The sequence below is a fragment of the Candidatus Zixiibacteriota bacterium genome (assembly GCA_022865345.1).
Taxonomy (GTDB): domain Bacteria; phylum Zixibacteria; class MSB-5A5; order MSB-5A5; family RBG-16-43-9; genus RBG-16-43-9.
The window spans coordinates 79,127-92,448 of the sequence record JALHSU010000134.1 but is presented as its reverse complement, the minus strand read 5'-3'; the positions used below and the strand labels follow the sequence as shown (position 1 = coordinate 92,448).

At 42.0% G+C, this 13,322-nt stretch carries 10 protein-coding genes and 3 tRNA genes; all 13 read left to right on the top strand.

Translation table 11 applies throughout. The features are described 5' to 3' along the window. Positions 1–205 precede the first annotated feature (205 nt). The 13 genes from galT to MUP17_06150 all read left to right on the top strand — a co-directional run bounded on the left by galT (position 206) and on the right by MUP17_06150 (position 13,317). Positions 206–1,207, top strand: coding sequence for a galactose-1-phosphate uridylyltransferase (galT, locus tag MUP17_06210; GenBank protein MCJ7458564.1), 1,002 nt, complete (start codon positions 206–208; stop codon positions 1,205–1,207). Between the two features lie 52 nt (positions 1,208–1,259). After that, positions 1,260–2,750 carry a glycogen synthase GlgA gene (gene glgA, locus MUP17_06205; protein ID MCJ7458563.1) on the top strand — a complete coding sequence of 497 codons (1,491 nt, stop codon included), beginning with the start codon at positions 1,260–1,262 and terminating at the stop codon, positions 2,748–2,750. Positions 2,751–2,890: 140 nt separating this feature from the next. Continuing rightward, a tRNA-Gly gene (locus MUP17_06200) sits at positions 2,891–2,967 on the top strand. A gap of 80 nt (positions 2,968–3,047) precedes the next feature. Further along, positions 3,048–3,119: transfer RNA gene (locus MUP17_06195), tRNA-Cys, on the top strand. 293 nt (positions 3,120–3,412) lie between these two features. Beyond that, positions 3,413–4,129, top strand: coding sequence for a DNA alkylation repair protein (locus MUP17_06190; GenBank protein MCJ7458562.1), 717 nt, complete (start codon positions 3,413–3,415; stop codon positions 4,127–4,129). Positions 4,130–4,308: 179 nt separating this feature from the next. Beyond that, a tRNA-Leu gene (locus MUP17_06185) sits at positions 4,309–4,394 on the top strand. Between the two features lie 672 nt (positions 4,395–5,066). Further along, a complete protein-coding gene (locus MUP17_06180; GenBank protein ID MCJ7458561.1) occupies positions 5,067–6,461 on the top strand; it encodes a B12-binding domain-containing radical SAM protein in 1,395 nt (464 codons plus the stop codon). 14 nt (positions 6,462–6,475) lie between these two features. After that, complete coding sequence (rsmI, locus tag MUP17_06175) at positions 6,476–7,171, top strand: 16S rRNA (cytidine(1402)-2'-O)-methyltransferase (GenBank protein ID MCJ7458560.1); 696 nt, start codon at positions 6,476–6,478, stop codon at positions 7,169–7,171. A 95-nt stretch (positions 7,172–7,266) separates the two neighbouring features. After that, positions 7,267–8,208, top strand: a complete 942-nt coding sequence (locus tag MUP17_06170; GenBank protein MCJ7458559.1) for a phosphatase PAP2 family protein — start codon at positions 7,267–7,269, stop codon at positions 8,206–8,208. A gap of 25 nt (positions 8,209–8,233) precedes the next feature. Continuing rightward, positions 8,234–8,851, top strand: coding sequence for a CDP-alcohol phosphatidyltransferase family protein (locus MUP17_06165; protein ID MCJ7458558.1), 618 nt, complete (start codon positions 8,234–8,236; stop codon positions 8,849–8,851). Between the two features lie 26 nt (positions 8,852–8,877). Further along, positions 8,878–10,023 carry an inositol-3-phosphate synthase gene (locus MUP17_06160; protein ID MCJ7458557.1) on the top strand — a complete coding sequence of 382 codons (1,146 nt, stop codon included), beginning with the start codon at positions 8,878–8,880 and terminating at the stop codon, positions 10,021–10,023. Between the two features lie 187 nt (positions 10,024–10,210). Next, on the top strand, positions 10,211–10,843 hold the full coding sequence (gene tmk, locus MUP17_06155; GenBank protein MCJ7458556.1) for a dTMP kinase: 633 nt from the start codon (positions 10,211–10,213) through the stop codon (positions 10,841–10,843). Beyond that, complete coding sequence (locus tag MUP17_06150; GenBank protein MCJ7458555.1) at positions 10,834–13,317, top strand: hypothetical protein; 2,484 nt, start codon at positions 10,834–10,836, stop codon at positions 13,315–13,317. The genes tmk and MUP17_06150 overlap by 10 nt, the downstream gene beginning before the upstream one ends. Positions 13,318–13,322: the final 5 nt, after the last annotated feature.

The following is a 13,322-nucleotide window of genomic DNA, read 5'->3' as shown; positions in this document are numbered from 1 at the left end:
CGAGTCACCGGAGGGAACGAAGCAATCCTTTTACTTAAAAAAGAGAGATTGCTTCGTCGTCCAAATGGACTCCTCGCAGATGTAGTGCGATCCTTTTAGGGTCGCAAAGCGAGGCTGAAAGCCTCGCACTACGACTTTACAGGTTGACAACTGGTTTTTTAGATTATATAATCTATATGAAAAAAGGCAGAAAAGAGGAGAGAAGATGCCTGAACTGAGAAAAGACCCTATCATCGGCAGGTGGGTGATTATCTCAACTGAGAGGGGTAAAAGACCCTCTGATTTTGCTAACCTTCCTAAACGGAAGAAAAGCCCCCTTTGCCCTTTCTGTCCGGGAAATGAATCCTCTACCCCGCCTGAGATTTTAGCTTTCAGGCCATCTCTTTCAGAACCGAATAAGCCTGGCTGGACTCTCAGGGTTATATCTAATAAATATCCGGCTTTGAGGATAGAAGGCGATCTTAACCGGGAAGGAAAGGGCATTTATGATAAGATGAACGGTATAGGTGCCCACGAAGTTATAATCGAAACCTCGGACCATATAAAAGATATTCCAGATTATGAGGATAAAGAGGTTGAAGACGTGATCTGGGCATACATCTGCCGGATGAACGACTTGAAGAAAGACCAGCGCTTCAGATATATAATGATCTTCAAAAATCAGGGTGAGGAGGCTGGCGCCTCCTTAGAGCATAGCCATAGCCAGCTCATCGCCACTCCAGTTGTTCCCAAAAGGGTGAGTGAGGAAGTGGAAAGGTCCAAGACTTATTTTGAATATAAGGAGAGATGTATCTTCTGCGACATCATCAAACAGGAGATCTCTGAGAACGAGAGGGTGATCACCCAGAACGATTTCTTCATATCCATAGAGCCTTTTGCTGCCAGGTTCCCTTTTGAGACCTGGATTTTGCCCAAGTCGCATATCTCCCGCTTTGAGAGCACTAAAAAAGAAACAGTTCCAGCCTTAGCTAAAATTCTCAAAGAAACCCTGCTCCGTCTTTCTAGGGCGCTTAATAACCCACCTTATAATTATATCATCCACACCACCCCCATCCTCAATCATGAGGAACTGGAGGAATATCACTGGCATATTGAGATTATACCAAAACTCACCCGGGTGGCAGGGTTTGAATGGGGGACCGGTTTCTACATAAATCCCACTTCTCCGGAGGATGCGGCTAAGTATCTAAAGGAGATCGAAATATAGTCTGAAGGCTACAGGTTAAAGTCTAAAATCAAAAAGCAAAAAAGGAGTAAAGTTGGCAAAAGATAAACTCAGGGTACTTCTTGTATCTCCGGAAGTTGTTCCTTTCGCTAAAACAGGAGGTCTGGCTGATGTGGCTGGTGCATTATCTAAGGTCTTGTCCCGAATGGGATGCGAGGTAAAAACAATCCTGCCAAAATATAAAATGGTGGATGAAAAAAAGTATGGCTTGGAGAATATCGACAGCTTTTTGCCGGGAATCAGGATAGCGGAAAAGGAAGTAAAATTCAAAATAAAGAAGTGCCATCTGCCGGATTCTAATGCAGAATATCTTTTCCTGGAAAATAAGGAGTTTTTTGACAGAGACGAGCTTTATGCGGATAAGAAAACCGGACAAGATTATGAGGATAATGATGAAAGATTTATCCTTTTTGCCAGGGGAGTTCTTGAAACCATAAAGGCTTTAGACTGGAAGCCAGACCTAATCCACTGCAATGACTGGCAGTCAGCTTTGATCCCGGCTTACCTTAAAACCATCTTAGAAGAGGAGCCTTTTTATAAGAACATAGCCACGCTTTTGACCATTCACAATATCGCTTATCAGGGGAATTTCCCTAGGAGCACCTTTGACAAGCTTGGACTCAAAAAGGAGCTTTTTTATCCCCTGAGCCCTTTTGAATACTGGGGTGGAGTGAATTTCTTGAAGATCGGGATTTCCTATGCTGATCTGATAAACACGGTAAGTGAAAAATATGCGCAGGAGATTCAATCCGGGCCAGAGTTCGGGTACGGGATGGAGGGGATATTAAAAGATAGGACCAGGGATACATACGGGGTATTGAACGGGGCAGACTATGAGGAGTGGAGCCCGGAAAAGGATAAACTCATCCCTTATAATTATGGAAAAGGTAATCTTCAGATAAAAAGCAAAAATAAAGAATTACTGCTTAGACAAGCTGGTTTGGAAACAGACCGAAACGAACCTTTGATCGGGATGATCTCCAGACTGGCTGACCAGAAGGGGTTTGATTTACTCCATGAGATAGCTGATAAACTGTTGTCTTTGGGGGTCAAATTAATAATTTTAGGCACGGGCGAGCAGAAATATCACATATTCTTATCCGGGCTGGAGAAAAAATATCCGGATAAAGCGAAAATATACTTGAAATATGATAATAAACTCGCTCATCTGATCGAGGCGGGCGCAGATATTTTTCTTATGCCTTCAAGATATGAGCCGTGCGGCCTGAATCAAATGTACAGCTTGAGATATGGGACTGTTCCAATAGTGCGTGAAACCGGTGGTCTGGCAGATACCATTCAAGATTATGATACTCAAAACCAGAAAGGAACGGGTTTTGTTTTTAAAGATTATAATGGAGATGAACTTCTCTCGGCCATAAAAAGGGCTTTGATTCTTTTCAAAGACCGGACTGCCTGGAAAAACCTTATGCTTCAGGGGATGGAAAAGGATTTCTCGTGGGAGGCTTCGGCCAAAAAGTATATACAGCTTTACAATAAAGCAGTGGCAAAAAAGAGGCGATAGTCCAAAGTCTAAAGTCAAACAGCCAAAAGGAGAAGACTCCCTGGATCGGCATAATCCGGGATACCTTATAGAAATAAGGAGAAGGATAGCGAAAATTTTATTGACAAGTTTTTTCTGAACGTATATCTTAAAACTCACAAGCGGGAATAGCTCAGTTGGCTAGAGCGTCACCTTGCCAAGGTGAATGTCGCGGGTTCAAATCCCGTTTCCCGCTCCAGGATAAGTGATGAAGTGATACAGTGATTAGTGATTAGTAAAAAATCACTTTATCACTTTATCACTTTGTCACTCTAATTTGGCGGCTTAGCCAAGTGGTAAGGCAGAGGTCTGCAAAACCTCGATTCTCCGGTTCAAATCCGGAAGCCGCCTTTGAATACAGTTTAAAAATTTAAGAGTTTAAAAGTTTGGAGTTTGAAGAAAAAAATCAAATACAGGCAGGGCTTAATTGGTAAGGGCTTGATTCATCAAGCCCTTTAATTTCATCACAAAATTTATAGTTGACAAGCTGAAAAGTAGGGGCGACCTTCCTTCGACCCTGCTCAGGACGGTGGGCCTGTTGAACCGTGTGGTCGCCCGAGAGTGGTAAATAGAGTAAGAGGGGACCCCCCGTAGGGGATTTCGCAAAGCTCAACAAGCCCCTCTCCAACGAAGGGAAAAAGCAGATGGTTGAAAAGTTTGAAAAAGAGATCAAAGGGTTTCTAAAGAAAAATGCGGATGAGAAGATCGTTCAGAAATATGCCCGCTATTTTAAAGAGGGATACGACGCCTATGGAATTGACCCGGATAAATTTCAGAAGAAAAGAGAAGAGTGGTTTGAATCCTGTCAGAAAAATCTGACCGAGGATGAACTTCTCGCCTTGTGCGAAAACCTGATTAAGACAGGCAAGTATGAAGAGGCTTCGGTCGCCCTCGATTTCTTCATCCGATTAAAGAAAAACTACAACAAAAAACTGTTCGAGGTAATAGGAAAATGGTTTCAGAAATATATAGTAAACTGGGCGCACTCTGATTGGGCTTGCGGTGCCATCTTATATTTCTTCATAAAGGATAAGATGGTCCCTTTAAAGGAGCTTATGGAGTGGACTGAGTCCTCTTCTAAATGGAAAAGAAGAGCGGTTCCAGTAACCCTGGTGAAGCTGGTCTCAAAAGATGATTATATAAAGGAAGGCTTGTCAGTTGCCCGGAAGCTGATCCTTGATCCGGAAAGGGTGGTTCACCAGGGAGTGGGCTGGCTTCTACGGGAAACCTGGAAAAAAGCACCAGAGAAGGTGGAGGATTTTCTCTATAAATGGAAAGATAAAGCTCCCCGGCTGATAATCCAGTATGCCACCGAAAAAATCTCTAAGGAGAAAAGAAAGAAGTTCCGAAGAAGTTCATAAGATGCGGATAAAACAATAAGCAAGCAGGTTGTCCCTCCGTGGGTGCAATTTTCAAAAAGAATTCTTGACAGAAATATATAATTCCATATTATAATCGATTCTAGAGAGGTCGAACTTGATATTTTTAGGGTGGGGAGGACTATAAACTAACAACTATCCACCAACCACTTTTTTAAAACGCCGGAGTGGCGGAATAGGTAGACGCAAGGGACTTAAAATCCCTCGGTGATTACTCACTGTCCCGGTTCAATTCCGGGCTCCGGCATTTCGATATGTAGGGGTTCAAAATTTTGAACCCCTACTTTTAATAAACCATGCAAGGCTAATGCCTTGCCGTACGATTTTCCCCTTTCACAAGCATACCCCGTAGGATGGGTTTGACAATTTTTGTAGGGGCGAGGTTTCCTCGCCCAGCGTTTAGTTCATCTACGTGCGGTAGGTGTGAACTTTTTTTTGCACGGCTGAAGTCTGAAGACCTTGACGGACTTGCCATACTCTTTTCCCAGTGCGATCCTTTGTGGCCGCTCAATTTTTTTTCGTTGGGAAATTCCTTTCCCGCGATGATCCGTCTGCATTTTTTTTCTTGCAGAATCCAAAATTCTTTACTATTATAAAATTAATTTTAAAATTATCGCTTGACTTTCTGAAAATAGAGAAATCTTTTCTGATATTTTTCTTGTAATTGCACTACAAAAATCGTAAATTCAAAAAGGCCTTGTAGAAAAGTATTTAATCTTTTAGACAAGGAGGGTTATGATGCAAAGAACTTTAGAAAGTCCCTGGTAAAGGAGATAAATAAAATTCTGTTACATTTTTCAACAGACAGATATTCAGAAGCATACATAAGATCGCAGAGCCGATCTGGGAGCAGGAGTTCGCTGCTAAATTTAGAGCACAGGTTTGAATCAAATAACCTTTAAAGGGCTATAGGGACAAGATGAAGATACTTTTGGTTAATCCCCCGGCTATTAACTTTTATCACCGGATCGGGCTTAAGCTTCCGCCCCTGGGTTTAGCATATTTAGCCAGCATCCTGAGGCAGAAGAAACATCAGGTAAAAATTGTGGATCTGAACGTGGAGTCTCTGGATTACCGGTCTCTTCCCTATAGAGAGTTTGACCTGGTGGGGATTTCAGTTGATACCACCCGCTACCCGGTATCACAAAAAATTGGGCAGACCGCTAAAGGACGTGGAGTCAAAGTGTTGATGGGCGGACCTCACGCCACCTTTTTCGATGAGGAGATTTTGAGTTCTTCTTCGGCTGATTATGTGATAAGAGGTGAAGGAGAGTATGTTATCCTGGATTTAGCGGATGCACTTGGAAATGATGGGGAGATCGGAAAAATTGGGGGTCTTTCCTACAGGGAAAACGGAACCTGGGATAAAAATCCTCCTCGTCCCTTTATCCAGGACCTTGACTTTCTCCCTTTTCCTGCGCGCGACCTTCTTCCATTGAATCTGTATACTCTTAACATGGGGAAAAGGTACTCTGCCACTATGGTTACCTCCAGGGGCTGTCCGTTTGATTGTGATTTCTGCTCCTGCTCGCAGTTCTCCGGGGTAAAATGGAGAACCAGGTCCGTTGACAACATCATCGACGAGGTCTCTTTTCTTTATAACCATTACGGGTACCGTGCCATCTCCTTCTTAGATGACAATTTCACCCTGAATCCCAACCGGGTTGTTGATTTCTGCGAAAGGATTCTGCAAAAGGGGTGGGATTTAGAATGGTGGGCTTTTTCCAGGATAGATACCATCGTCAAAAATGAAAAAATGGTTCAGTTGATGAGCAGAGCCGGGTTAAGGCAGGTCTTCATCGGGTTTGAAAGTGGAGATCAAGAGACCTTAGATGGATTCGGCAAGAACTTAGAAGCGGACACAGCTTTCAAGGGTATGGAGATCTTAAAGAAAAATAAAATCGATGCCTGGGGAAGCTTTATCATCGGGTGTCTGGATGAGACCAGCGAGATGATCAAAAAAACCATACGCTATGCCAAGAGGCTTGACCCGGCTTATGCACAGTTCTCCGTTTTAACCCCCTATCCTGGTACCCGTCTTTACGACTCGGTAAAAGACAGGCTCTTAACTGATAACTGGGAGATATACTGGGGAGGTCAGCCAGTTATACGCCTGGATAAAATTACTCCTAAGGAGCTGCAGAGATTGATCATCCGGGCTTATCTCTCTTTCTACTTAAGGCCCAAGAAGTTTTTTCAACTTACCCTGCCTTATATTTATAAAATCCTCTGGGGATACAAAAAGAACGGGAAGATTCCTTTAGAGAAAAAGGATAACGACTGGGTTCCTACTAAAGAAGCTCTAACAGCTTAAAGATAAGTTTGCTTATGAATTCGGCTACAGGAAATCAAGGAGTGCTCTATCTGGTCAGCACCCCGATCGGCAATCTTGAAGACATAACTTTACGGGCTCTCAGGGTTTTAAAGGAAGTGAATTTGATCGCGGCCGAGGATACCAGAAAAACCGGGATACTCCTTAAAAATTATTCGATTTCCAATCAGCTTACCAGCTATCATGATTTCAACAAAGAGAAAAAAGCTTATGATTTACTCCAGTCTCTTAAATCCGGAAACTCGATTGCTCTGGTCTCCGATGCCGGCACACCGGGAATCTCGGATCCGGCTTTTCTTATGGTCAAATTAGCCATCCAGGAAGGTATCAGAGTGGAATCCATACCAGGGCCTACTGCATTTGTCTCGGCCCTGATAATTTCAGGTCTGCCCACGGATAAGTTTATCTTCGAAGGTTTCCTTTCGCCCAAATCCGGAAAAAGAAAAAAAAGGATTCTGGATCTGTCCGAGGAAAAAAGAACTTTGATCTTTTATGAATCACCTCACCGGTTTTTGGAAACTTTAGAGGATATATCAAGTATACTTGGAGACAGAAGAGCCTGCATTGCCAGGGAGTTGACCAAGAAGTTCGAGGAGGTCAAAAGAGGAAAGTTATCAGAGATAAAAGAATACTTCGAAGCTGCTAAAGTCCGAGGAGAGTTCGTCCTGATCGTGGAAGGAAAAAGGGAATAGAAAAAGGAAGAAGGAAGATGAGAATCGTAGGGCAAGGCTTCAGCCATGCGAAAATACGAACCTGAGGGTTCAAGGTCTGGAGGTTCAAAACCTCTGTGGTGGCGAAAAAAACTAAGATGAATAAAAAGCCTTTATTCCTGCCAGTTGACTGGGTGACCATTATCTATCTTTTAGCTTTGAGTTTCATCATTCTCCTTTTTCATCATGTCCAGCCCCCCTGGTATTATTATCTTATTTTCAATTTCTCAATAATATTTTTAGTTCTGGCAATTGTATACTACTTATCTTCTCCTGAAAAAAAACTGGCGATATTCTTCAGGCACTGGTATCCAATATTTCTTTTCACCTTTTTGTATGAGGAGACCCGCTACCTGGTTCATCTAATTTTTCCTGGGTTTTTCGATTCCTGGATCAATTATTTGGAATTAGCCATTCTGGGGAATTACCCCACCATCTTTTTAGAGAGATTCTCCTTCCCGATTCTGAATGAATATTTTCTGATGGCATATTTTTCCTATTATTTTATCCTGCCGATTTTAGGAATTGCCCTTTATTTCAGAGGTAAATTGAAAGAGTTCGATAGTTTAGTCTTAGCGTCGGCTATATCTTTCTACATCTCCTATTTAGGTTTTATCTTTTTCCCGGTAGAAGGACCCAGGTGCGCGCTGGCATCTTTGCATCAAACGCCGATCAAGGGATTTATCTTCGCGCCCTTAGCCCAGTGGGTAGTAAAAGTGGCTGGACTTCACGGCGGCTGTATGCCCAGCTCGCACGTGGCAGTCACTATGGTGGTATTCGTCTTTGCTTACAAGTACACCCGCCGGCTGTTTTATTTTCTGGGACCCTTGATCCTGAGCCTTTTCATAGGTACTATCTGGGGAAGATTTCATTACATTTCAGATGTGATAGCCGGAATCCTGGTCGGAATCTTCAGTCTTTATCTGGCGAAAAGGATTGAAAAAGATCGGAAGAGGAAAAAGCAGCAGTATACCATTCAGGAAAAAGATTTTTCGCTTGACTTAGTTCGGTCTGAATGATATTATAATTTTTTTAGTGATAAAGATGACGGAGATAAAACTTTTAAATAAACATCTGGTGAACGGTTTCCTGACCGTAACCGAACCTTTAGCCAGGCTCCTGGTGAGTCTGGATGTTCACCCGCATGTAGTGACATTTGCCGGGCTGGTCTTCAGCCTCCTGGCCGCTTTATACTTCATCCAGGGGGCATTTCTCTATGCCGGGATAATGATCATCCTGGCAGGAATCTGCGATGTGCTGGACGGAAGGCTTGCCCGGGAGACCAATAAGATCAGCAAGTTCGGTGCTCTGTTCGACTCCACCATCGATCGCTATTCTGAGGTTTTGATCTTCCTGGGGCTGGCTACCTATTTTCTTCGCCAGGGCTCATATCTGGTGCTGTTGATAATCTTAGCCATTGCCGGTTCCTTTATGGTCAGCTATACGCGGGCCAGGGCAGAGGGGCTGGGCATAGAGTGCAAAATAGGACTTATGCAGCGCCCGGAGAGAATGACTTTTCTGGCGTCCGGGGCTATCTTAGGCTCGATCCCCGGAACCAGAAGTTTTTTTTTGGTGCTTTCTTTATGGTTAATAGCTGTTTTCGCAAATATTACCGTGGTGCAGAGGATTATCTACATTAAGAAAAAACTGGAGGAAACTTGAAGGAATCTTCAGGAAAGGAGAGAAGAATGGGCAAAGTCAGGGTGGCAATTATCGGAGTGGGGAATTGTGCCTCCTCCTTTGTTCAGGGAGTTGAATATTACAAGAATGCCAGAGAAAACCAGTTTATCCCGGGAATAATGCACGTTGATTTAGGTGGGTATCATATCCGGGATATAGAGTTTTCTGCCTGCTTTGACATAGACAAAAACAAAGTGGGCAAAGATTTGAGCGAGGCAATTTATACCTGGCCAAACAATACCTACAAATTCTGTAAAGTTCCCAATCAGGGAATACCGGTTCACCGGGGTATGACTCATGATGGGTTGGGCGAGTATCTTTCCAAGATAATCGAGAAAGCTCCGGGACCGACTGCGGATATCGTGAAAATACTCAAGGAGACCAAGACCGACGTGGTGGTCAATTACCTCCCGGTAGGTAGCGAAGAGGCAACCAAATGGTATGTGGAACAGGTGCTGGAGGCAGGATGCGGGTTTGTTAACTGCATCCCGGTTTTCATCGCCCGGGAGAAATACTGGCAGAAAAGGTTTGCTGACCGGAATCTGCCAGTGATAGGGGATGACATTAAATCGCAGGTAGGGGCAACCATAGTTCACCGCGTGCTTACCAGGCTTTTTCGAACAAGAGGAGTAAAGTTGGAAAGGACCTATCAGCTAAATGTAGGAGGAAACACGGATTTCCTCAATATGCTGGAAAGGTCAAGACTGGAATCAAAGAAAATCTCCAAAACGGATGCGGTAACTTCTCAGTTAGATTATGATTTAGGCAGGGATAATGTGCATATCGGTCCTTCAGATTATGTTGCCTGGCTGCTGGATCGCAAAACTGCCTATATCAGATTAGAGGGGAAAACCTTCGGGGACGTTCCTTTGAATCTGGAACTGAAATTAGAGGTCTGGGACTCGCCCAACTCAGCCGGCGTGGTTATCGATGCGGTCAGATGCTGCAAATTAGCTTTGGATAACGGTCTTTCAGGAGCGATGGAAGCACCCTCCTCTTACTTTATGAAGTCTCCTCCCAAACAGGTCACAGACGAAGAGGCAAGGGAACAGACAGAAGAGTATGTCCACAAATATGCGGCGAAGCCTACGGTTGAAAAGAGAAAGACGGCCGAGTCGATAAAAGCTTTACGACCCGTAGGGAAGAAAAGATAATCTGAGATGAGAATGTTTGATCTTTTATAACATAAGAGGTGGTGATAAACCACCTCTTTGTTTTGAATGTAGGGGCGAACCTGCGTGTTCGCCCAAAGTTCTTGAATTGTGGAACAGACATCTTGTCTGTTCTCTATGGTCAGGCAGGGATGCCTGACCCACTAAAATAGGAAAAGCAAAAAATGATATGGAAGGCATTCTAATTACATTTGAAGGGATCGATTATTCCGGAAAAACCACCCAGGCAAAAAAACTTTTCAATTATCTGAAAAAAAAAGGTCATAAGGCCATGCTCTTGAGGGAACCGGGTGGAGAAAAGGTTTCCGAGAATATTCGTCAGGTACTTTTATCCTCCGGAAATACCGGAATGGATCCTTTGACCGAGCTTCTGCTCTATGAGGCTGCCAGAGCTCAGCTTGTCTCCAGGGTAATCCTGCCTGCCTTAAGACAGGGTAAACTTGTAATCTGCGACCGGTTTTATGATTCGAGCTTAGCTTATCAAGGATATGGCAGGGGTCTGGATATAAAGATGATAGAATATCTTAATAAAATCTCCGTTTCAGGATTTCAGCCAGATTTGACGATTTTGATCGATATTCCCATTGATGTTTTTTCTAGTCGGATGAGACAAAACAATAAGAAAAAAGACAGGATTGAAAAGGAGAAGATAGATTTTTACAAAAGGGTCAGAGATGGATATCTGAAGATAGCCAGGAAAGAGAAGAAGAGGTTCAAGGTGATCGATGGTGGTGGAAAGATTGAAGAAGTCTGGAAGGAGATTAAAGGAGTCACAGATATCTTCTTAGAAGATTGGAGATAAAAAGAACGGTGGAAAAGTTGAAGCAGATAAATTATCCCATAGTTGCTAAGCCGCATACATCCATGTATTTAATGCATAAGTACTGGGCGCGGAAGCCTCACAATGTGGTTGCGGAATACATCAAAACCTATTCAAAACCGAATGAGATTGTTCTTGATCCATTTTCGGGGTCAGGTGTTACCGCAATCGAGTCGCTAAAGCTAAATCGTAAAGCGATTGCGGTAGATTTAGACCATTTAGCAAACTTTATCACATATTGCACTCTCTTACCAGTGGATTTAACAGAGTTCTCCAGGGTATTCAGGAGAATTGAGAAAAAAGTGAAGGAGAAGATTTATCACTTATATCTTACTAAGTGCTCGAAATGCAAGAAAGAAACAATTGCTGAGGCTATAATCTGGGGTAAAAATACGCCCAAAGAGATAAGATATACTTGTGATTGCGAAAACGGAACCCAATGGAAAGACGTTACTAAAGACGATTCTAAATTGTTGAAGGAAATAGAAAAGATGGATGCTACCTACTGGTATCCTCAGAATGAGCTTATATGGAATACAAGGGTCAATGTTCATAAGGGAACAAAAGTATCTGATTTATTCACGAGGAGAAATTTATTAGCTTTATCTAATATTTATAACGAGATAGAGGCAATTAAGGATAAAACAATAAAAGAATTAATGCGATTTACCTTTTCATCTGCACTACCTCAAGCCAGTAAGATGGTTTTTGTCATTAGACAAAGAGGAAGAAAGACTGGTAAAACGGTAGAGGGGAAAAAAGAGGTGGGCAGCTGGGCGACAAGAGGTTACTGGGTTCCATCTGAATATTTTGAGATAAATGCCTGGAATTGTTTTGATGAGCGGTTTAAAAAAGTGGTAAGAGGAAAAGAAGAATCCAATGAATTAATTAAAAATTTTAAAGAAGGAAGTGAATTCTCAGACCTTGATAATAATGCAAATATATTATTGTTGACTCAGTCATCTCTGGATCTGTCAAATATCCCGACCGATAGTGTTGATTATATATTTACGGACCCTCCTTACGGTGATAGCGTTCCTTATTTAGAACTAGATTATATGTGGAACTCATGGTTAAAGTTTCCCGTGAATTTTGAGGACGAGATAATTATAAGCGATAGCCCGGCGAGAAATAAGGATTTTGAATTGTACGATAAAATGCTTAAAGTTGCATTTAGAGAAATTTTTAGAGTTCTAAAATCAGGTAAATATCTGACGGTAACTTTTCATAATACAGATATCAAAGTCTGGAAATCTATTATAAATGCAGTTACTTATGGAGGATTTGATTTAGAGAAAATTACTTATCAGCCGCCTGCACGTCCTTCCGCCAAAGGGCTTTTACATCCTTATGCTAGCGCAGTTGGAGACTATTACATAAGATTTAGAAAACCAAAGAGCGTTAAGCCCAAAACAGAAGAAGAGGTAAGTGAAGAAAGATATAAAAAGGTTGTTTTAGAATCTGCAAAGAAAATATTGGCGGAGAGGGGCGAGCCGACTCCTTATACCTATATCCTGAATGGCATCTATGTTGAATTAAAAAAAGAAGGAGTATTTTTAACTGGAGCGACTAATGTAGATGAGGTGATGAAAGAGTTTCTCTACAAAGAATTCTGCTTGATTAATGTTTTTGATGAAAAAAGCAAACCGATAGGGCAGAAATGGTGGTTTTTAGACCCAAAGACAATTCCATATTTGGAGCTGGTACCTTTAGCTGATAGAGTTGAAACAGCTATTGTAGATGTGCTGAGAAGAAAGGTAAAAATCAGTTTCGATGACGTGCTTCAGGAGATTTTCATTAAGTTCCCCAATGCCTTGACTCCTGAACCTTATGATATCAAGACTTTGCTTAAAGAATATGCCAAGCCAACCAAGGATGGCAAATGGTTGCTTAAGCCTTCAGTTAAACAGAGAGAATCGGAGCACTCAAAAATGATTTATTATCTGGCAATTATAGGGGAAAAACTTGGTTATAAAATCTGGATTGGCTCAAAAGAACAGAGTCAGGTTTTTGAAGGTAAGAAGTTAACAGAGCTTTGTAATGTTAAAATAAAAGCCCTGACAAATCTAACTAAAGAACAATTAGAGAGAATAGAGAACATAGATTTGTTGTGGTGTAAAGACAATAACATAATAAGCGAATTTGAAATCGAAAACACGACTAGTATTACAGAAGCCATAGTCAGGGGTTCTCATATACCGTTTGAGATTAATCGGTATATAGTCATACCAGATGAGCGAGCAGACCTTCTCATGAGAAAAATTAAGGAGCCAATTCTGGAAGATAGGATAATCGATGATAATTGGAAGTTCATCTACTATACAAAATTAGAAGAATTTTACTCTTGGACAAAGAGGAAAAAAGAGCTTCACTTAAATTCTTTCAAAGCGATTGTCTCCAATAAAGTTGCACAAGACGAAACGGGCCAAATAAAATTGTTTGATGAAGATATTTAATTCAT

What these genes read in the sequence shown, in the direction of transcription:
- tmk (MCJ7458556.1), top strand. Translation starts at nt 10,211, where the DNA reads ATGGAAGGCATTCTAATTACATTTGAAGGGATCGATTATTCCGGAAAA.
- MUP17_06180 (MCJ7458561.1), top strand. Translation starts at nt 5,067, where the DNA reads ATGAAGATACTTTTGGTTAATCCCCCGGCTATTAACTTTTATCACCGG.
- rsmI (MCJ7458560.1), top strand. Translation starts at nt 6,476, where the DNA reads ATGAATTCGGCTACAGGAAATCAAGGAGTGCTCTATCTGGTCAGCACC.
- MUP17_06165 (MCJ7458558.1), top strand. Translation starts at nt 8,234, where the DNA reads ATGACGGAGATAAAACTTTTAAATAAACATCTGGTGAACGGTTTCCTG.
- MUP17_06160 (MCJ7458557.1), top strand. Translation starts at nt 8,878, where the DNA reads ATGGGCAAAGTCAGGGTGGCAATTATCGGAGTGGGGAATTGTGCCTCC.
- MUP17_06190 (MCJ7458562.1), top strand. Translation starts at nt 3,413, where the DNA reads ATGGTTGAAAAGTTTGAAAAAGAGATCAAAGGGTTTCTAAAGAAAAAT.
- galT (MCJ7458564.1), top strand. Translation starts at nt 206, where the DNA reads ATGCCTGAACTGAGAAAAGACCCTATCATCGGCAGGTGGGTGATTATC.